Annotated in this window: 21 protein-coding genes and 1 tRNA gene; 12 read left to right on the forward strand and 10 right to left on the reverse strand. The window is 52.8% G+C overall.

Features of this window, described 5'->3' with window-relative positions; all coding sequences use genetic code 11:
• Nucleotides 1–484: 484 nt before the first annotated feature.
• Together ACM6JM_RS23000 and ACM6JM_RS23005 are read left to right on the forward strand one after the other, a co-directional pair.
• Nucleotides 485–1,570, forward strand: a complete 1,086-nt coding sequence (locus tag ACM6JM_RS23000) for a hypothetical protein (RefSeq protein WP_414882556.1) — start codon at nucleotides 485–487, stop codon at nucleotides 1,568–1,570.
• 1,208 nt (nucleotides 1,571–2,778) lie between these two features.
• Nucleotides 2,779–3,303, forward strand: coding sequence for a YiiX/YebB-like N1pC/P60 family cysteine hydrolase (locus tag ACM6JM_RS23005; protein ID WP_414882557.1), 525 nt, complete (start codon nucleotides 2,779–2,781; stop codon nucleotides 3,301–3,303).
• Between the two features lie 351 nt (nucleotides 3,304–3,654).
• On the opposite strand, the gene ACM6JM_RS23010 is transcribed toward ACM6JM_RS23005, so the two are convergent.
• From ACM6JM_RS23010 to ACM6JM_RS23025, 4 genes are all read right to left on the reverse strand, one after another.
• Nucleotides 3,655–3,951, reverse strand: coding sequence for a hypothetical protein (locus tag ACM6JM_RS23010; protein ID WP_414882558.1), 297 nt, complete (start codon nucleotides 3,949–3,951; stop codon nucleotides 3,655–3,657).
• Between the two features lie 8 nt (nucleotides 3,952–3,959).
• Nucleotides 3,960–4,211 carry a hypothetical protein gene (locus ACM6JM_RS23015; protein WP_414882559.1) on the reverse strand — a complete coding sequence of 84 codons (252 nt, stop codon included), beginning with the start codon at nucleotides 4,209–4,211 and terminating at the stop codon, nucleotides 3,960–3,962.
• A 924-nt stretch (nucleotides 4,212–5,135) separates the two neighbouring features.
• A complete protein-coding gene (locus ACM6JM_RS23020) occupies nucleotides 5,136–5,468 on the reverse strand; it encodes a type II toxin-antitoxin system HicB family antitoxin (protein WP_414882560.1) in 333 nt (110 codons plus the stop codon).
• Entirely contained in the window at nucleotides 5,465–5,719 is a 255-nt protein-coding gene (locus ACM6JM_RS23025; protein WP_414882561.1) for a type II toxin-antitoxin system HicA family toxin, read from the reverse strand. The genes ACM6JM_RS23020 and ACM6JM_RS23025 overlap by 4 nt, the downstream gene beginning before the upstream one ends.
• A gap of 595 nt (nucleotides 5,720–6,314) precedes the next feature.
• Here ACM6JM_RS23025 and ACM6JM_RS23030 point away from each other — a divergent pair.
• Nucleotides 6,315–6,608, forward strand: a complete 294-nt coding sequence (locus ACM6JM_RS23030) for a DUF3077 domain-containing protein (protein WP_414882562.1) — start codon at nucleotides 6,315–6,317, stop codon at nucleotides 6,606–6,608.
• Between the two features lie 163 nt (nucleotides 6,609–6,771).
• Here ACM6JM_RS23030 and ACM6JM_RS23035 read toward each other — a convergent pair whose 3' ends face one another.
• Together ACM6JM_RS23035 and ACM6JM_RS23040 are read right to left on the reverse strand one after the other, a co-directional pair.
• Nucleotides 6,772–6,936, reverse strand: coding sequence for a hypothetical protein (locus tag ACM6JM_RS23035; protein WP_414882563.1), 165 nt, complete (start codon nucleotides 6,934–6,936; stop codon nucleotides 6,772–6,774).
• A 103-nt stretch (nucleotides 6,937–7,039) separates the two neighbouring features.
• Nucleotides 7,040–7,414: a helix-turn-helix domain-containing protein gene (locus ACM6JM_RS23040; protein WP_414882564.1), complete on the reverse strand. Its 375-nt coding sequence runs from the start codon at nucleotides 7,412–7,414 to the stop codon at nucleotides 7,040–7,042.
• A gap of 75 nt (nucleotides 7,415–7,489) precedes the next feature.
• Between ACM6JM_RS23040 and ACM6JM_RS23045 the strand changes: the two genes are divergently transcribed.
• From ACM6JM_RS23045 to ACM6JM_RS23070, 6 genes are all read left to right on the forward strand, one after another.
• Entirely contained in the window at nucleotides 7,490–7,696 is a 207-nt protein-coding gene (locus tag ACM6JM_RS23045; protein ID WP_074690388.1) for a DNA-binding protein, read from the forward strand.
• A gap of 34 nt (nucleotides 7,697–7,730) precedes the next feature.
• Entirely contained in the window at nucleotides 7,731–8,021 is a 291-nt protein-coding gene (locus ACM6JM_RS23050; protein WP_414882565.1) for an ogr/Delta-like zinc finger family protein, read from the forward strand.
• Entirely contained in the window at nucleotides 8,018–8,242 is a 225-nt protein-coding gene (locus ACM6JM_RS23055; RefSeq protein WP_414882566.1) for a hypothetical protein, read from the forward strand. Before ACM6JM_RS23050 ends, ACM6JM_RS23055 begins: the two co-directional genes overlap by 4 nt.
• A gap of 82 nt (nucleotides 8,243–8,324) precedes the next feature.
• The gene (locus tag ACM6JM_RS23060) at nucleotides 8,325–8,564 is read left to right on the forward strand and encodes a hypothetical protein (RefSeq protein WP_414882567.1); all 240 of its coding nucleotides are present in this window, start codon (nucleotides 8,325–8,327) and stop codon (nucleotides 8,562–8,564) included.
• Nucleotides 8,561–11,284 carry a bifunctional DNA primase/helicase gene (locus tag ACM6JM_RS23065; RefSeq protein WP_414882568.1) on the forward strand — a complete coding sequence of 908 codons (2,724 nt, stop codon included), beginning with the start codon at nucleotides 8,561–8,563 and terminating at the stop codon, nucleotides 11,282–11,284. Before ACM6JM_RS23060 ends, ACM6JM_RS23065 begins: the two co-directional genes overlap by 4 nt.
• Before the next feature lie 435 nt (nucleotides 11,285–11,719).
• Complete coding sequence (locus ACM6JM_RS23070) at nucleotides 11,720–12,886, forward strand: Arm DNA-binding domain-containing protein (RefSeq protein ID WP_414882569.1); 1,167 nt, start codon at nucleotides 11,720–11,722, stop codon at nucleotides 12,884–12,886.
• Between the two features lie 867 nt (nucleotides 12,887–13,753).
• On the opposite strand, the gene ACM6JM_RS23075 is transcribed toward ACM6JM_RS23070, so the two are convergent.
• From ACM6JM_RS23075 to ACM6JM_RS23085, 3 genes are all read right to left on the reverse strand, one after another.
• The gene (locus ACM6JM_RS23075; RefSeq protein ID WP_414882570.1) at nucleotides 13,754–14,005 is read right to left on the reverse strand and encodes a hypothetical protein; all 252 of its coding nucleotides are present in this window, start codon (nucleotides 14,003–14,005) and stop codon (nucleotides 13,754–13,756) included.
• A gap of 31 nt (nucleotides 14,006–14,036) precedes the next feature.
• Nucleotides 14,037–14,225 (reverse strand): hypothetical protein, encoded by a 189-nt coding sequence (locus tag ACM6JM_RS23080; RefSeq protein ID WP_414882571.1) that lies wholly within the window; start codon nucleotides 14,223–14,225, stop codon nucleotides 14,037–14,039.
• 204 nt (nucleotides 14,226–14,429) lie between these two features.
• A tRNA-Ser gene (locus tag ACM6JM_RS23085) sits at nucleotides 14,430–14,519 on the reverse strand.
• Nucleotides 14,520–14,826: 307 nt separating this feature from the next.
• On the opposite strand from ACM6JM_RS23085, the gene ACM6JM_RS23090 reads away from it, so the two are divergent.
• From ACM6JM_RS23090 to ACM6JM_RS23100, 3 genes are all read left to right on the forward strand, one after another.
• A complete protein-coding gene (locus tag ACM6JM_RS23090) occupies nucleotides 14,827–15,516 on the forward strand; it encodes a crotonase/enoyl-CoA hydratase family protein (protein WP_414882572.1) in 690 nt (229 codons plus the stop codon).
• A 216-nt stretch (nucleotides 15,517–15,732) separates the two neighbouring features.
• Complete coding sequence (locus ACM6JM_RS23095; RefSeq protein WP_085613517.1) at nucleotides 15,733–16,455, forward strand: 1-acylglycerol-3-phosphate O-acyltransferase; 723 nt, start codon at nucleotides 15,733–15,735, stop codon at nucleotides 16,453–16,455.
• A 134-nt stretch (nucleotides 16,456–16,589) separates the two neighbouring features.
• A complete protein-coding gene (locus tag ACM6JM_RS23100) occupies nucleotides 16,590–17,561 on the forward strand; it encodes a magnesium and cobalt transport protein CorA (RefSeq protein ID WP_414882573.1) in 972 nt (323 codons plus the stop codon).
• Nucleotides 17,562–17,603: 42 nt separating this feature from the next.
• Here ACM6JM_RS23100 and ACM6JM_RS23105 read toward each other — a convergent pair whose 3' ends face one another.
• Entirely contained in the window at nucleotides 17,604–18,326 is a 723-nt protein-coding gene (locus ACM6JM_RS23105) for an amidotransferase (protein ID WP_103387045.1), read from the reverse strand.
• Between the last annotated feature and the right edge of the window lie 76 nt (nucleotides 18,327–18,402).

The following is an 18,402-nucleotide window of genomic DNA, read 5'->3' on the forward strand; positions in this document are numbered from 1 at the left end:
TTTTCGCGAGTTCGTGAATGAAGGCCTTGGAATTTCAACGTCCAGCAGCTCCAGTGGACGCGTCTCTGTCGCAGCGCTGGTCCCATACTTTGCTCGCCGAGAGCCCCTCCCAGATAGCTATGGGCTGTAACACTCTTGTCGCTCACCCGAACGGATGGCATCAGATGTCTGAGCGGCAGTGAGCGGCAGTGAGCGGCTTAAGATGATGGGTTTGCCTCGGCCAGGATGCGGCCAACCTTGCGGAGGCTTTTGGTGCCGGAAATGCCATTGTTACGCAGGTGGCAGAGTGGGTTGGGCGACGGTTAATTTCGATGAAATAAGCTTTCTTAGGCGTTGGGGTAATCACCCGAACGCCTTGAAGATTGCCAGCATATCCATGGAACTGCCGTCACAGTTCGAGCTAGTAAAAAATCGTTAACCTTCGTCGAAGGTCCTGATATCATAAAGCCACCAAACCCTTTACACGAATAAACACGGAAGTTAAATGCCCTCTATATTAAAGTTGGTCGCTTACATCACAGGCCCACTGATAATAAGTATCACTCCTTTATCAGCTATCTACTGGGTAATTAATATCTACTATTCCAGAATATCAAAAACCTATAAAAAACGACATGTTTTTCTGTTAGACGCCGAGCGCGGCTTAGCTGAGCAAGGATATCTCTGGCTTAGTATTATTGCGCCTACACTTTACTTTCTTACCTTTGGCTCGTTAGCCTGGAATGGATACTCTCCCCAATTGGACAGCGACGGCTTTAGTGAATTTATAAAAATAAGCACTTTGCCTATAGCACTCCTATCATTATCTATATCCCTTTCCGTTTTAGTTGCAAGAATACACGCAACACACCAAACATCAGTACAGATTACGACAGCACGCCACAAAAACAACATTGACACTTACTACGCTCACCGCAAAGCAATGTCTGAATACTTTAATAGCTTAAAGGAAATTAAATCCCCTGGTGAAATAACTGGAGACTTCTATGCACACCCAAGATTGCACCTACGTTTCTTTATAGACATGGGCCCATCCAATGGAACTCCAGAAATAAATACAGATAGATTTGAAAATTCAATAAAAAATATATCCGAGATCCAGGAACATATACATCGCGCTCTTGACCCCGCTGCAAGCCCAATAAAAAGCATAGAAGAGTACGCGCACGCCTGCACCAAACTATTCACACTTTCAGAAACTCTAAATCTGCCTTGCATATATGAAGATCTAAAGTCAAAAGGTCGAAAATTAATTATATGCACAGATAGTTCCGCAAAGGAGGATGACGACTTGAATTTTAATGTATTAGGAACAGGAAGCACACACCAACTCATTGGCAGCTACCGATACACTAGATCATTTCTTAGAGTCTTATGTGAGTTTGCAGGTTACGACGTATCCTTTTTCGATAAAAAGCAGCACCCACTTATCGACAAAGGCGCGAACTACAACAATGCGCCGTATTCAATTTACGACATGAATGAAATCATAGAGGATGCGGTACACACGAGCAGACAACTGAAGACAGATCGCTCAGAACGACAAAAAACTTTAGAACAGACGGACTGAGCACTTCCTACTCAAAAACAAAATCAGCGTACTTCAATGAAAATTGACAATCAAAATACAATTTTGTACATATTAGTTTTTTTCTTTTTGGCAGTTGTTGTATTTCACTGCATAGACAAACACTTCAACAACAAAAAAATCTGGATAAGAAACCCAAAATTAAAACTAAATTACAGTTTTAACAACTGGAGAGTTGCTGACTACGCCGCCACAACGATAGTTGGATGTGTTGGATCACTATTTATTCTTGTACTATTACAATTAATGGGAAGCCACATACCCTACATAATACCTCGAACTATATTTTTCATTATATGCACAAGCACTATTATCTTCTCAATCAGTTACTACAGCCTTACAAACCTCTATAGAAAATACTCCGCAGCATTCAAGATAGTCGCCACAATCACGGCGCTCGTTATAACGCTTATTGCCAATGCCATAGCTGACAACATAATTGTACAATACACGCATGTCGACCCTGCAAAATTCCCAACAACCCAAAAAATATTTATCCTAATTGTCGCTGTAGCACTTTGGATTTACTTGGCAATGTATGCCATATTTCCAGTGTTTATATTAGTACTTTTACACATCTTTAAGAACCAGCTGGCGGAGCGTTTTAAGCAACGAAAACGAAGCTATGCTGACTCATGCACCAACTTTAAAAAAAGTAGCGCAAGAGACTTCAACCTTGGACTTGCGTCCATAGTAGGCGTGGTTTATACAAGCCTAATCTTGCTCGGACTAATTAGCAATACAGATGCAAAGTTCGTTGATAAAACTCTCAAAAAAATATTAGTTTCGGCCTCATTCCACCTTTCTCCGGACGCATGTAAACTACAAACTTTCTATAGCGACTCTTACGCGGCTTTTATTAGCGAAGACAAAGTTCTTCTTGCAACCCCCGATCGAGAGTTCGGATACACATTTCAAGAAAAAAAATGCGACATCCAACCTATAAACAACATACGCAAACCAATACAGCCGATCCATCGACTAAAACACGACAATTATAATCTCAACTCATACAAGGCAATCCCTACCAAATTTTGTCCGATTCAATATTGTTCTGTACTGGACGGAAATTTTTGCATCTAGCGCCCGCTGTTAAATACCTCGAAGGCTTTCCACGATCAAGAATTCGAAACTACTCGAGAACCTCTGAGCCTTCTTCATAAATTTTTTGCTCCTAAGGAAAAACAAACTTGAACACTCCATCATGCACAGGCGACATCATATTATTCTCTCGCCCAAATAAAAGCATGAACATCATCGTTCAAACAGTACTAAGAAGAAAAAAAGCAAAACACCACCATGTAGCGATTGCTCTCTACAACCACAGTTTAATCCATGCAATGCCTAAATTAGGAATTCACCTACGTCCTTTGGTTGAATACCTAAACGAAAACAAAGAATTCGTTGTTTTTCGGCACATTGCCTCGTATGACGAGCAAAACTCTGAGCACCTTGAACGGTATCTAAGACATCATAACCTTCAAAACTATAGCTTGCTAAATACTATATACACCAGCCCACGCCACTCATTCTGTTCAGAACTTGCAGCCAAAGCTTATGAAAACTCAGAAATGAAACTAACCAATGGAGACAAGAAGCCAAAAAGCATACTTCCTTTCGATATTTACAACTACGTAAGCTCTAACCCTGAATGGATAGACATTACACATATTATAAGGACTTTTATTTCGACAACCCAGAACAAGACACTTTGAAATTCGGATCCGAAATCGAACAACGGCTTGTCGATCTTGCTCAACAGATGGGTTACAGCCAGCAGCTATTGGTAAACAGAATTAACTCAATCAATACAACACAGGGGCATAGCACTGCCCCATTGAAAGCACCTATGAGCTTTTGGACGAACCATCTGGCTGGACGCGTGACATTTCCACATCTTCTTTGGTACTGGAAGGGAATGCTAAGCAGCGTCATCCGGCACGTCGCTAAAAAAATAAAGATAAAATTGTTACCCAAAGATGCGCCACCTGATGAAAAGACCAACAAATCAGACGAGGTATAGCACGAAAAGGCTCGCGAAATAGAACATGCGTTATTTCCAACAATTAGCCTTCCCGGCACCACCACGATTGCGCATACGCGCAACCATCGATGTATTCAATTCCGCTAAGAACAAACCCCGTTACTGCCATGCCTGCAAGCGTCGCGTCGAGTAGTGGGGGTAACGGGTCAGGATCCAGCGGCATGCCTACTACCAAACGGGCGACGTTCGAAGCTCGCCCCAGCTCCTGACAGACCGAAGAGTTCACCATGACATTGCCCCTTATCGCTGGGTACTGACGCCGTGCTTTGGCGTCCAGGGGAATGCCGCGTGATCTCATTGGGGTTACCAATAAATGCATATGCGCACCTACTCATCACGATTGATGTCAAGCATCGACTCGACAGCGTAGGCCAGTGCCCCATCTGCCAACTCGAGCAAGTCGCCGAGTTCGCTGTTATCGATCCGATTGTCCTTATGTAAGGCAAAGGCCAAGGTCAGCAGTGCTTTGTGATGAGCACCTGGTTGGGCGAGCAGCGCGGTTTTGTCCGCAAGCATGACTTGCCAGTGGGAGAGATCCTTTCCCATGGTGGAGACAACTGTGATGGCGGGGGTGTTCATCGGGGTTATACCTCAACTCATATACTGTACATAAAACCAGTATATTCAGAGCTTTAGGATTACACCTACAGATGCCGACGAAATGCCCTACCCTCGCACAAGAACAGGCTGGTTGAATTATCATTTTTGACAGATTAATGAGGCAAAAAAAACCCGCATCAGCCGAAGCTGACGCGGGCTTTTCCCCACATCCACGACCGTTACTTCAGGTCGTCAAAGTGGTCTCGCAGGAACTCGTAAAAGCGAAACGCTTTCAACAATCTCCATACGAGGCTCAACGTACGTAACAAAAGCTTCATACGTTTTGGCCTCCAAGGTTGGGGGCCAAACCTCCAGCACACTTACCGGATCACGCATGCCTTCGGGAGTATACGCCAGCATACCCTCATGAGGTGGCCGGTTGGCGTCCCTCCGAGGCATCATCCGGCACGGGTGCAAAACCGTGTCAAAGGGGATGAAATCGGTATTCAACCGACCTAACCTCATTGCATCGCTGGCGTGTGAGCATCGGCATATTGACCTAGAATCACGACCTCGAAAGCAGGGAAAAGCCCTCCTACGAGTTTTCTATACGCAGGAGGCCACCGCTTTTGTAAATTGTTGTTTCTGTCAGACTTTAACAAGGAGCGCCGTGCACTGTAAGGCACTTATTTTGGGGCTCTCACGTCCTATAGATGAGAACAAAATGACGTTGCAAGCGGTGGCAAAGCTTTATAAGATGAGCCCACGCCAGTGTACTCTCGTGAGATGCACCGAGCGTTGGCCGCAAGCCGATGCTCAAAAAGAACCGCCCCGCAAAGGCGGTTTTTTTTCGTCTGTCGTTTGCTCCTTATGAACGTAGGCCGGCAATCTTCCGTGGTAACCCTGAATGGCGAGAAACCTAATCGAGGGTCGCTAATTACACGCCTAGCGCAGGGTCAATTTTTAGGCGTGCGCTTCACGATCAAGAACGTCGGCCACCCATTGGTTAATGCTTTTGCGGGCTAGCTGAGCCTTCACGGCGACCGTTGCATGGAGCGCCGGGGCCAACCGCAGGCTGAGATTCCCGGAGTACGGCTTCTGTGGTGTGCGCCCCAGCTTGGCGCAGGTTTCGAGGTAGTCAGTCACGGCTTCTTGAAATGCCCCACGCAGCTCCGCGACGGATTCGCCGTGGAAGCCAACGACATCCTTGATGCCTGCGATGTGGCCAACAAATAAGCCGTCCTCATCGCTGTATTCAATTCGAGCGGCATAACCGTTGTAGTTCATTACGTTCATGGAATTACTCCTGCTTGCTCCAGGAAAGCCCGAGCGTCACGCACTTGATAGGGCTTTGCTTCTTTATCCGGATGGGGTCGATGGAAGGTGGCGACCACACCATTTAATTCAAAACGTACTCGGGATCCGTTGCCTTCGATGGTCTGGGCGCCTGCTGCACCAAAAAGAGACTCGATTCGAACCCACTCCAGCGTGGTGGGCACAGGCCTTGAAAATACGGCTTTGAGCGTGCTGAGCTGTTTATTGTTCATGGTATTATATCATGATACCGCGCAAGGTTTGGATTCTGTGGCCAGAGTGCAAACGGCGGAGACAACCTCACTACGAAAAACGCTGCATTTCCGGTTAGGAATGCGGCGTTTTTTGCATCAAAGTGCACCGCTCGTTTGTCACGGTCTTCAGAATATCCGGGTGACTCTGGCCAAAGTTGTAGGCAAAATCTGCGTGTTGCGTAAGGAAGTGCGCTTATCGTGCTTTTCAGCAAGCTTCGGCTTGTTGGCGTTTCTTTCGGCGGGATATTCTCAAAACGTCACTGCATATCAGTGATCGGGCTTGGAAACCCGTCGAGTCACGCAACAGCGCCCCTTCACAAGCCCCAGCGTAATTTTGCCTGGACGTTTGTTTTATGGCGGCTGTGCGTGGGACGCCTTCGGGCGTGCCGGTCTCCTTGACTCCCGGTTTCCAACCTACGCATAGCTGCCACCCATTCGCTTGGAAACGAACGTGGCAGCTCCTAATGTCAAGGAGTTAGACCATGCATACCGTTAATCAGCTTGAAAACCGGCTTCACCCTTATAAATCCGCCTCTGTCTTCTGTCTGATCCCTTCCGTCAATGGAGGTGACCAATGATCGAAGAAGTCGAAGAAACAACCATCGGCTACACCCACTTCATCTACTGCGGTGAAAAACCGTTGTTCCAAGTCAGCGCTGGCGTCCCTGTCAAAGAGGCGCTGGAACAGGCTTCCGATCTGCTGAGTCTGGCTAAGGCCTTCGCCGAAGACGCTGCATTCATGAAAGAAACCGACCGATATGCTTGGGCCGCGCACTTTTTGACGGCGATGGGTAAAGCGGTGATCGATGATGTGGTGAAAGCCGTTTCTCCCCGACCCAAGAGAGTGATCCTGAAGGCTGCAACATAGCAGCTACGGCACTTTGCATTTTGGGAATTCATGGGCGGTTGGGCGTGCTGAGTGTGGGCGCCCTCCCCCATTGCCCAACAAAAAACCCGACACGGGGCCGGGTTCCTTCTTGTGTTTTCATTTCAATTAAATCGTTTACTTGATTGTCGGTATGTCTACGCCATCAGGCTGCACTCGTCAGCACGTTTGCAAAGTGCTGGATATATTCCCGATCCTGCTCAGACATCGCTCTATAACGTGTAAGAAGATTCCACTCTTCTTGTGTTAACTCGGACATTTCGCTGTGGGGCTTATCCATGCGCATGTTCTTTTTTTCATCTTGATCCAAATGCCCACTACTCCATTAAGTGCATTGCGGGGGCAACGTTACTCAGGAGCGCGAAAAATCAAAACTGAAATCCGTCGTAACGAATGTTCTAAATCTCGACGAGTTATTTCCTGACACTGGAAAGCTGAGTCACTTCAGCCATGGCACCGACGATGCGATGCACAGCTTTTTGGTCATAGTCGGACAGGCTGCGGAACTGCTGGAGCAGTTGGTTTTCGGCAGGATCCAGCGTGCTGGCAGGCTGTGGCAAACGCCCGCCCGTCAAGACGTAGAGCACGTCTACACCGGCCTTGGCCACGGCGGTGAGGTAGGCGGAATCGGGGTTTCGCTCGCCCTTTTCGTAGCTGCCCTGGGTGTTGCGGGTGATGCCGCCCCGCTGTGCAAAGGCATCCTGGTTGAGCCCTAAGCGCGTCCTTTCTTCGCGCAAACGCTCACCCACTCCAACGTCCAAGTCTTCATCAGATGCACAACTTTTCAAGCTTTCATCCTTTACAGGCCCAACTCTTTGGGCATAATGACGCCTAATCAACACGGATGCACACGAATGGACACTATGCCCGCCCCACTCACGCCCGAGCAAGCCCGAGCAGCGCTGGATCGACAGGGCATCAGCCTTGCCGAGTTCTGCCGCCGGCATGACCTCAATAGCAATCTGGTGAGCGACTTGCTCAACGGCCGCAAGAAAGGACGTCGCGGCAAGGCTCACCAAGCCGCCGTTTTGCTTGGCATCAAAGAAGGCACGATCAGCACCGGAAACTGAGATTCATCGTTCATTTAACGCAAGGATGCCGTCATTGAGCACTTACAAACTCGTTTGCCCTCACTGCCAGTCTCGGATGCGAATACGCACGAGCGAAGGCACTCACATATTTCTCCGCGTCGCTTATTTGCAATGCCTGAATGAAGCCTGCGGCTGGTCCGTTCGGGCGCAGTTCGAAATGACGCATGAGATGAGCCCCAGCGGCATGGCGAATCCTGCCGTGCGACTCCCTTTGGCGGATGCAGCACTACGTCGGTCCGCGATGAAACCGGCCGATGAGCAGTTGAAGCTGATCCCGATCCAGGGACTGGAGGCCAACCAATGAACACCACCCACTTTGCCCCGGACTACCGCACCTGCATGCAGGACGCCGCGTACGCCTATTTGTTGCGTCATCGAGCAGAGTACCTGGTGGACTCTGATCGACTGTTCATCAGTGCCGAACGTCATTTGATTGTGGCGCTGGAAGTGCCGGCCAGCCTCGCGGCGAAACTGGTGCATCTGGCCTGGACTGACATCCAGCAAGTCGAAGCGCTTTCCGCGTAACCCACCCTACCGCCCATCTCCATTTCTGGCATCCCCGTATTGCGGGGTGATGGGCATGCCATGCTTAAAAATCGAGGCTTTTATGGAAGATACTCTTTGCGTCACCCTCACACTGACCCGGATTGAAGCGTGCGGCTTGCTGGATAACGCACGTCTGCTGCAAGTCGCCCTATTTAAAAAGCATTGGGATGAGGAGCGTTTCAGCTCTATTCCTATTACCGAACGACGCTCAGCACTGCATGCGGCAATCCCTGCGATGGCGGCACAGCAGCAGCTGATCACCGCCCTCTCCACCTGCATTTGGGCGAAGACGCCTTGGTGAACAGCTTCACCAGCGCGCTGCATGCCGATGTATTGCAGCGCCTCGCGGATGATTACGGGCTCAAGCGTCGCTTGAGCACCGACTATCTGCGGGGCGGCAAATGCCCGGCTTGCGGCCAAAAGGAGTTATACGCCCGCTACTCTGAGCCGTGGCTGATCATCTGTGGTCGTGAGGGCAAGTGCGCTCAGCGCTGGCACCTCAAGGAGATCTACGAAGACCTGTTCGATGACTGGAGCAAGCGGGCGCCCTCCTCCGAGCAATTCCCCCAGGCGACAGCCCGGGCTTACCTCGAGTTTGCCCGGGGCTTTCGTCATGAACTGATTCAGGGTTGGTATACGCAGGACTCGTATTTTTCCGAGGAGCTGAATGCCGGCAGCGCGACGGTGCGTTTCGCGCTGGAAAAAGGCGGCTACTGGGAACGCCTGATCGATCGGCCGCACCGATTCGGCAAAATGAAAGCGCGGTTCAAACCCGGCGACAGCCCGCGTGGTGTTTGGTGGTGCCCACCGAGCATCGAGCTGCTTGAGGTCAAAGAGCTGTGGATTGTCGAGGGCATCTTCGACGCCATTGCTCTGGTGCATAACGGCATTGCGGCGGTGTCGGCGATGTCGTCCGGCGCCTATCCGGAGGAATCGTTGAAAGAGCTGTCGCGCCAGCGCGGCGGCAAGCTACCCAAACTGGTGTGGGCGCTGGACAACGAACCCGGCGCGCACAAGTACACCAAGCGTTGGGTTAGGCAGGCACGCACGCTGGGCTACGAATGCGGCGCCGCGCAGGTTCCGCAGCGAGATAGTCGCAAGATCGATTGGAACGATCTGCATCAACGCTGGGCGTTCATCGATGACAAAAACGAGCGCGCCGAGCAGGTCAAAAAGGACCTGGCCACCGCGCTTTACCATGGTTCACTGTTGATCGCCGAAAGCGCCTCAGAGAAAGGCGTACTGATGTACGACTGGCGCGAGCGCCATGAATTTCACTTCGGGTTCGACCACCGTTTGTACTGGTTCAAAATGGACCTGGAGAAGTTCAGCAAAGCGATGCACTCGCTGGAAACTTCCGATCGCCATGAAGACCAGCTTCTCACTGAAGAACAGCGCCGTCAGAAGGCTCTGCGCCAATGCGGTGGCATCGTCGAAATCGCCAACTGCTACCCGCAGGCGCTGTACTTCCAGCGCAACGAAGTCACCGACGAATCCTGGTACTACTTCCGCGTCGATTTTCCGCACGACAGCGGCAGCGTGAAAAACACTTTCACCGGTGGCCAGGTCGCCGCCGCCAGCGAGTTCAAGAAGCGTTTGCTCAGCATGGCCGCCGGCGCCGTGTTCACCGGCAGCGGGCAGCAGCTCGACAAGATCATGAAGGACCAGTTGTTCGGCCTGAAGACCGTCGAGACCATCGACTTCATCGGCTACAGCAAACTGCACAGTTGCTACGTGTTCGGCGACCTTGCCGTCCGTGGCGGCATCGTCAGCGTGGTGAACAAGGAGGACTTTTTCGAGTTCGGCAAGCTTCGGCTGAAGACGCTGCAGAAGTCGATCGCCATGCACATCCAGCGCGACGCCAAGCAGTACCGGACCGACTGGCTGCCGATGCTGTGGCTGTGCTTTGGCGCCAAGGGCATCGTCGCCCTGGCCTTCTGGTTTGGCTCGCTGTTCGCCGAGCAGATCCGCGCGCAGTACAAATCCTTCCCGTTCCTCGAGGTCACCGGTGAGGCCGGCGCCGGCAAGACCACGCTGCTGACTTTCCTGTGGAAATTGCTCGGCCGCGAGCATGAAGGTTTTGACCCGTCGAAATCGACCCGCGCCGGCCGTCAGCGCGCCATGGGCCAGGTCTCCAACATGCCCGTCGTGCTGATCGAGGGTGACCGCAACGAGCCGGACAAGGCGCACGCCAAGGGTTTCGACTGGGACGAGCTGAAGGACTTCTACGGCGGCGGCACGCTCGGCACCAAAGGCATGAAAACCAGTGGCAACGAGACTTACGAACCGCCGTTCCGGGGCGCAATTGCGATCAGCCAGAACGCCGATGTCAGCGCGTCTGAAGCGATCCTGACGCGGATTATCAAATCGCACTTTGCACGCCCGGAAGTCACCACCGAGAGCCGTGCAGCAGCGGACAACCTGAACCTGATCCCGGTCGAGCAACTGAGCCACTTCCTGCTGCTGGCCGTGCGTGCTGAAGCCCAGGTGATGGCGAAGTTTGCCGAGCGAGTACTCGTTCACGAACAGCATTTGCGCAAGCTCAAAGACATCCGCGTGGAACGGATCATCAAGAACCACAGCCAGCTGATGGCCCTGGTCGATTGCTTGCGTCTGGTTTGCCCGCTCGAGGATAACCACGTCGCCACGACGCAGCAGGCGCTGATGACCATGGCACTGGAACGGCAGGCCGCGATCAGCGCAGACCACCCACTGGTTGCCGAATTTTGGGAGGTTTTCGAATACCTCGAAAGCCTGGGCGAAGGCCCGCAGGTCAATCACAGCACCGACCCGAAACTCATCGCAATCAACCTCAACGAATTCGCCGAAAAGGCCAGTGAGCATCGGCAGAACCTCGCCGACCTGAAGACATTGCGCGGGCTGTTGGTGAATAGCCGTAGCCGTAAATGGGTGGAGACCAATAAGGCGGTTTACAGCGCGGTGCGTGCGTCGCGGGCCGTCATTAATGGCACGCCAAAAAGGAGCACCACGGTGCGCTGCTGGATTTTCCAGCAGGCGTAACGACGAGCAATGAAGGGATCACCCGGCGCCGTAGTGCCGGGATGTGTAAAGGAGAAACACGATGCAGATAGAGGTTCTAGAGCCCTTGGATGTGCCCTGCTCTGTTGGGCGAAATGTCAGCTTACACGTCGGGCGTTTCGGCTTTGGTCGGGGGGCGTTATGAAGAAAAGGAAAGCTTTCCCCTGGTGTCTGGATTTGAACGGGGTTTGCGATCAGTGCGGCAGGTCGCGGGCGCATGGGAATCATCGCAAATGCAGCAAGGCGCGGCAGGTGGCTGCGGATCGGCTCCGGGTTGAGGAGGTTCGGAATGGGGGGCCTCAGGCGCGGAAAAGAAGTGCTGGGTTGTTTTGGTTGTTGAGGCAGGAGTGAGCCGGACGCCACAACTGCACATTTGATGGAACACCGAGCGAAATTCGAACAGCACAGGAGGTGCATATGGCGCATGGGGTAGAAGCCCGAGGGAATTCGGTCCGGGTTTATTTCCGTTTCAACGGCAAGCGATATCGGGAGCTTATCCCCGGCGGCAACACTGCGGCCAATCGGGAGCAAGCAGAACGTTTGGTTAACATCATCGAATACGAGATTCAGGCCGGCACCTTCAACTACAGCCGGCACTTTCCAAACTCGGCCAATCTTGTCGAGAACACATTCGGCCACTATCTCGATCTATGGCTGAAGATCAAAAGTAACAGCGTGGCCGCTACGTCCTATCGAGGTTATGCCAACAAGGCCGAAGTGCATGTGCGGCCGCGCTGGGGCAAGGTTCAGATCGACCAAATTGACCATCTGGACCTACAGGAGTGGGTGCAGGACACATTGTCGACGCGGCTGAAGAACAAGACGATCCGAGACATTATCTGCAATGTCCGGCAGGTATTTCGGCTTTACCGGACTCGCAAGAAGGTTGCGCACGATCCGACTGAGGGGCTGTTTGTGCGATTGCCCGATCCAGAGGCACCGGATCCGTTTACCAGGGCGGAGATCAAGCAGATCCTTGAGACGCCGACGCATCGTGTGCAAGAGCTGCTGATGATTCAGTTCATGATTTGGGCGGGGCCACGGGTCTCGGAGACCATCGCGCTTGCTTGGGAGGATGTCGATCTGCAGCAAGGAACAGTGACGTTTCGCCGGTCAAAGGTGCGCGGAGCCTATCGCGTCACGAAAACCCGACGTTCGACGCGAAAGGTACGGCTGCTAGAGCCTGCATGGGATGCGCTACGTAAGATCGATGCGATGAATCAGGCCAAGAAGGCGCAGACAGTCGATATCGTTGAACGGGATAACAAGACCGTTCGGCAGCATAAGCTGCACTTTGTGTTTCTGAATACCAAGAGCGGTCTGCCGCATGTCAGTGACTTCGTTGTGCGGGATCGTTTTTTCAAAGCGCACTTGAACACGGCCGGGGTTCGTTATCGGGGGCCTGGGCAGTGTCGGCATACCTATGCCAGTCAGTTGCTGACTACGGGCGTGGCTTCGATTGATTGGATTGCCGAGCAGATGGGGCATACCAACGGGAACATGATTCGGCAGCACTATGGGACGTGGATTAATGAGGATGGGCCGGATGTCGTTGGGATTTTGCAAATTGCACTGAAGCTTTGAAGACAAGCCCCCAGACTCGCAAAAATCAAAGGGAGATCGAAAATCGCTATTGCGTGTAAGCATTATCCTACAAGAAGCATAAAGGCGTGATTTTTACGCAGATGCTTTGTAAGAGATTGACCATAGAGGCAAATCAATACACTGATCAAAAAACGTACAAACAGAATTATTTTTGCTTAACCAACCCCACAAGGCTGAATAAATTGGGGGATGCCGGCAATGGCGTGTATTTTATCCACAGGTTTATGCACAAAATATAAAGATATACACATGAAGAAAAAGCGAAAAAAACGCTTGATGTCTCCGATGGCCATCATTAGAGTGTCAACAAGCAGACAGAACCAGACGCAATGAGGCGATTAGTCAAATTTATGACTAACGCTTGTAAGAAATTGGCTTTTTTTGGCCTAAATGAAAAGTCCCGCGAAAGCGGGACTCAATCGGCCGTAAGGGGGAATGTTGTCGAGACGGTCCCCTTTACGGCTACCCAAGCGCAGAACCTGAGGAGCGAGATTCTATGCGTACGCGCATTGTTTGTACAGCGTACAACTTGTTGCGGCCGCAGCTTCGGGGTTCATGCGCATTTATCGCCTAAGGAGAATCCTCATGGCAAATGGCAAAACTCCCGGTTCCAATACCGGTAACAACGGCGGTATTTTTCAAGAACAAGGGCCACGCGGCGGTAAGCGTCCCAACTACGCCACCGTTCCTGACAATACCCGCCTACCACCAACCAGCCGTCCGGATTCTACCTGGGTACCTACCCACAGAACTCCAGATAGCACGCGTTAATCAGAAATAAAAAAGCCCCACCTGAGTATAGGTGGGGCTTTTTATCAGCTGCATTTTCTGTAACAGGCCCTACTCTTAGCCTAAAGCAGCCTCGCTCTCAGCCTTGGCGATCGCACGGTTCACCTCGTAGGCTAAATTCCCGCTAGCAATTCTGTAGTCAAGCAAAGCGTATTCAGCTTTTCTTTCAGCCACTTGAAAACCAGCCAGATCTTCGCTTTTGCGATCTTTACGTGCTCTCACCTCATCCAAAGCAGCTTCAAAAAACTGATACTTTGCCTGTGCAATCTCACTGAAGGGTTTGAGTAGATCGGTATCGATCATCGGCATATCGGAGACTCCTTTCCAATTAAAACTCGAATTACCAATCCTGCTTAACTCTGACTGCAACGCGATTATGCTTCCAACCTAGGATGTAAAGCGGCCAGGCGCTACCGTCCTCAGTAGTGCCAGGATTTGTGTCAATCAACACCCAACCAACCTTGATCATTTCGTTGACCATTCGGGGATCACGGACGTGCTGAATTTCTTTAACCTCTTCAAGTGACATCTTTACTGCTCCTTGCATGAATGATGGCCAATTGTAAGCAAAGTCCTTTCCGGGTGGGACTGTGTTTTTAACCACACCACCATCAAAACGCGGCAAAAAAAACCTTTAGTCCCATATCAGTCCCATATCGCCAATTTTCAGATGCCAAAAACCACAAACCCCCGACTTTCTCTAGGAAAATCAGGGGCTTGCGTTTACTGAATTTGGCGGTGAAGGAGAGATTCGAACTCTCGATACAGTTTCCTGTATACACACTTTCCAGGCGTGCTCCTTAAGCCACTCGGACACTTCACCGTATCTCTTCAAACATGTTCTGTCTGTCGAGGCGCGCTAATGTAGTCGAAAGCTTTTCTGATGGCAAACTTTTTTTCAGAATTTTCATGCGGTTAAGCGAAAAAGCCGCGACCGCCATCGAGAGTCCATGGCGATCCGGCCAATCTCGGGCAAACGCGGCCCTTCTAGATAGGCGCGCAGGCGTCAGGCACCGGGCGCGTTGCAGCGCATCGGCCAGTAAACAGTGACTGGCGGGTCAGTCACAGTGCTTTACCTGACCGACGACGGTGGGTAACGTCTGCCCATCTTTCTTATAAGGAATTGCGCCATGAGCGACCTGATTGCCTACCACCTCGAAGACGGTATCGCGACCCTGACCCTGAGCAACGGCAAGGTCAACGCCATTTCCCCGGACGTGATCGCGGCCTTCAACGCGGCGCTGGATCAGGCGGTGGCGGATCGTGCCGTTGTGATCATCACCGGCCAGCCGGGCATTCTCTCTGGCGGCTACGACCTGAAAGTAATGACCGCCGGCCCTAAAGAGGCGGTGTCGCTGGTGACTGCCGGTTCGACTCTGGCCCGTCGTCTGCTGTCGCATCCGTTCCCGGTGATCGTCGCTTGCCCGGGTCACGCCGTGGCCAAAGGTGCATTCATTCTGTTGTCCGCCGACTACCGCATAGGTGTCGACGGCCCGTTCAGCATCGGTCTGAATGAAGTGCAGATCGGCATGACCATGCACCATGCCGGTATCGAGCTGGCTCGTGATCGTCTGCGTCGCTCGGCCTTCCATCGCTCGGTGATCAACGGCGAGATGTTTGATCCGCAAAGCGCAGTGGATGCCGGCTTCCTCGACAAAGTGGTCGCGGCCGATGAACTGCAAGGCGCCGCCCTCGCCGCCGCACGTCAGTTGAAGAAAATCAACATGACCGCACACAAGAACACCAAGCTGAAAGTACGCAAGGCGCTACTGGAAGCCCTGGACAACGCGATCATCCAGGATCAAGAGCATCTGGGCTGATACCCGGCTCATTCCGATTCTGAAAAGCCCGACCGTCGTGTCGGGCTTTTTCTTACACGACCAGTTAAAAACTCTGCAGCAGCTCTAGGACGCCTCTGACCAACAAGTCGGAAACATGCGCTTAAACATCGCCCATCTCCGGACTCTATAGCGACAATTGCCGAAAACAGTGCACATCCGTACACTGCGCCACCTTTTGTCCCGATGGGCCTTAAAATGCTGTTCGTGTTTCGTATGTTGTTGATGGGCCTGCACTTTATTCTGGCGGGAATCCTCGGTGTGATCCTCGGGCTGTGCCGCCCATTCAATCCGGACAACAGTCGCCTGTGCGCCCGTCTCTATGCACTGCCGGCCATGTGCATTTTGCGTTTGCGAGTGAAAGCCGATGTCGGGCCGTTGATGAACAAGCCCGACAGCTGCGTGATCATCGCCAACCATCAGTCCAACTACGACCTGTTCGTGTTCGGCAATGTGGTACCGCGTCGTACCGTGTGCATCGGCAAAAAAAGCCTGAAGTGGGTGCCACTGTTCGGGCAGCTGTTCTGGCTGGCGGGCAACGTGTTGATCGATCGTGGGAACGCGCACAAGGCGCGCCAGTCGATGCTGACCACCACCGACACTTTGCAGCACAAAGACACCTCGATCTGGGTCTTCCCGGAAGGCACCCGCAACCTGGGTGAAGAACTGCTTCCATTCAAAAAAGGCGCGTTCCAGATGGCCATCGCCGCCGGGGTGCCGATCGTTCCGGTGTGTGTCAGCAGCTACATCAAGCACATGCGTCTGAACCGCTGGCACAGCGGGAAAGTTCTCATACGCTCGCTGCCGGCAATTCCTACCGCTGGCCTGACCATGGATGACATGCCCATGCTCATCAACCAATGCCGCGAGCAGATGCGCGAATGCATCGATGCGATGGACCGGCAGCTGCAAGCCGCATGAAAAAGAAGCCCGCCCCGTGCGGGTTTTCTTTTGCCCGGTGAACTGTGCAGATTTCACTGACTCTCAAGCAGCGACACGGCTAAGCTGAAGCCATGTCTCCCCTGCCATCTGCCAAGAAGAAGTGAATCAACACCATGGGTCGAGTTGTTGCTGCTGCGGTTTACAGCGCTGGTAAGAAAGTCACCAATATTTCCCTCGACGAAGGTGCGGCCTGGGCCGCCAAGACCGGCCACTTTGTCTGGATCGGACTCGAAGAGCCGAGTGCCCAGGAACTGTCCAACCTGCAACGCCAGTTCAACCTGCACGAACTGGCCATCGAAGACGCTCTGGAAAAACACAGCCGGCCAAAGCTGGAAACCTTTGGCGACGCGCTGTTCATCGTCACCTACTCGCCGGTGCGCGAGCACGGGATTCTGCAGTTCATCGAAACCCATATCTTCGCCGGCAAGGGCTACATCATCACTGCCCGCAATGGCCATTCGGCGTCCTACGCCCATGTCCGCCAGCGCTGTGAGGCGCGGCCGCTGTTGCTGGAACACGGGGAAGATTTCGTACTGTATGCGCTGCTGGATTTCGTGATCGAAAACTATCAGCCGGTGGGCGAAGCGATCCATGCAGAGATTGATGAGCTGGAACGCAACGTGCTGTGCAGTGCGCTCAATGAACACGACATCCAGAAACTCCATGGCCTGCGCCGAGACGTCTTGCGTTTGCGCCGTTACGCGGCGCCGATGGTGGAAATCGGCGAGGAGCTGCAGAAGCTGAGCTTCCCCTTCATCGACAAGAACATGCGCCCGTACTTCCGTGATGTGCAGATCCATGTGACGCGGCAGATGGAAGACCTGACCACCCTGGCCGACATTGCCAGCCAGACCATCGAAATCGGCGTGCTGCTGGAGGCGTCACGCCAGAGCGTGGTGCAGCGCAAATTCGCCGCGTGGGCGGCGATTCTGGCGTTCCCCACGGCAGTGGCGGGGATCTACGGGATGAACTTCCAGAACATGCCGGAGCTGAGCTGGCACTACGGCTATTTCGGCGTGCTGGGCTTTATTACGGTCGGCTGCTTGAGCCTGTGGGCAAGCTTCAAGAAATCGGGCTGGTTGTAAGTTAAAAAAACGCCCCCGTGCAAAGCACGAGGGCGTTCGAATTCAAGCGGCGGTCGGCTTGTGCGCCACGAAACGCATCATCCATTCCGCAACGGTGGTGCCGTGGTGCTGATGTTCCAGGCTGGCCACACCCTTGCTGTACACCTGCTCGCCCAGCGCATCCTGACGCAGATCCAGCAGCGCTCGCGAGTAGTCGTGGATAAATTCCGGATGCCCCTGGAAGCACAGCACCTGATCGTTGATGTGGTACGCGGCGAACGGGCAGAAATCGCTGGAAGCAATCACCGTGGCGTTCTCCGGCAACGCCGTGACCTGATCCTGGTGGCTGATCAACAGCGTCAGCTCTTCGCGCACCGGGCTCATCCACGGCGCCTTGGCCGCCAGTTTGTAGTTGTGAATGCCGACACCCCAGCCTTGAGTAGCACGCTCGCTCTTGCCGCCCAGCAACAGCGCCAGCAGCTGATGGCCGAAGCACACGCCGAGCAGTTTGTCGCCCCGCTCGTAGCGGGTCAGCAGGTATTGCTTTAGGGTCTGGATCCACGGGTCGGTGCCGAACGAGTCGGCCTTGCTGCCGGTGACCAGATACGCATCGAAAGTCAGGTCATCACTCGGATAGTCGCCCTGCATCACGTTGTACACCGTGAACTCGGCGGCGATCGGCTGTTGCGAGAACAGGCGCTGGAACATCTGCCCGTAACCCTGATATTGATCGACCAGTTCCGGACGCAGGATGTCGGTTTCCAGAATGCAGATGCGTAGCGACATAAAAAATACCTGACACGTGATGGGAATAATGCACACCCCAGAGCCTGCCTTGAAACCACCCGGCAAGGCAAGCCCC

Origin of the sequence: Pseudomonas sp. IT-P2, assembly GCF_949767575.1 — a bacterium.
Lineage (GTDB): Bacteria > Pseudomonadota > Gammaproteobacteria > Pseudomonadales > Pseudomonadaceae > Aquipseudomonas > Aquipseudomonas pharyngis.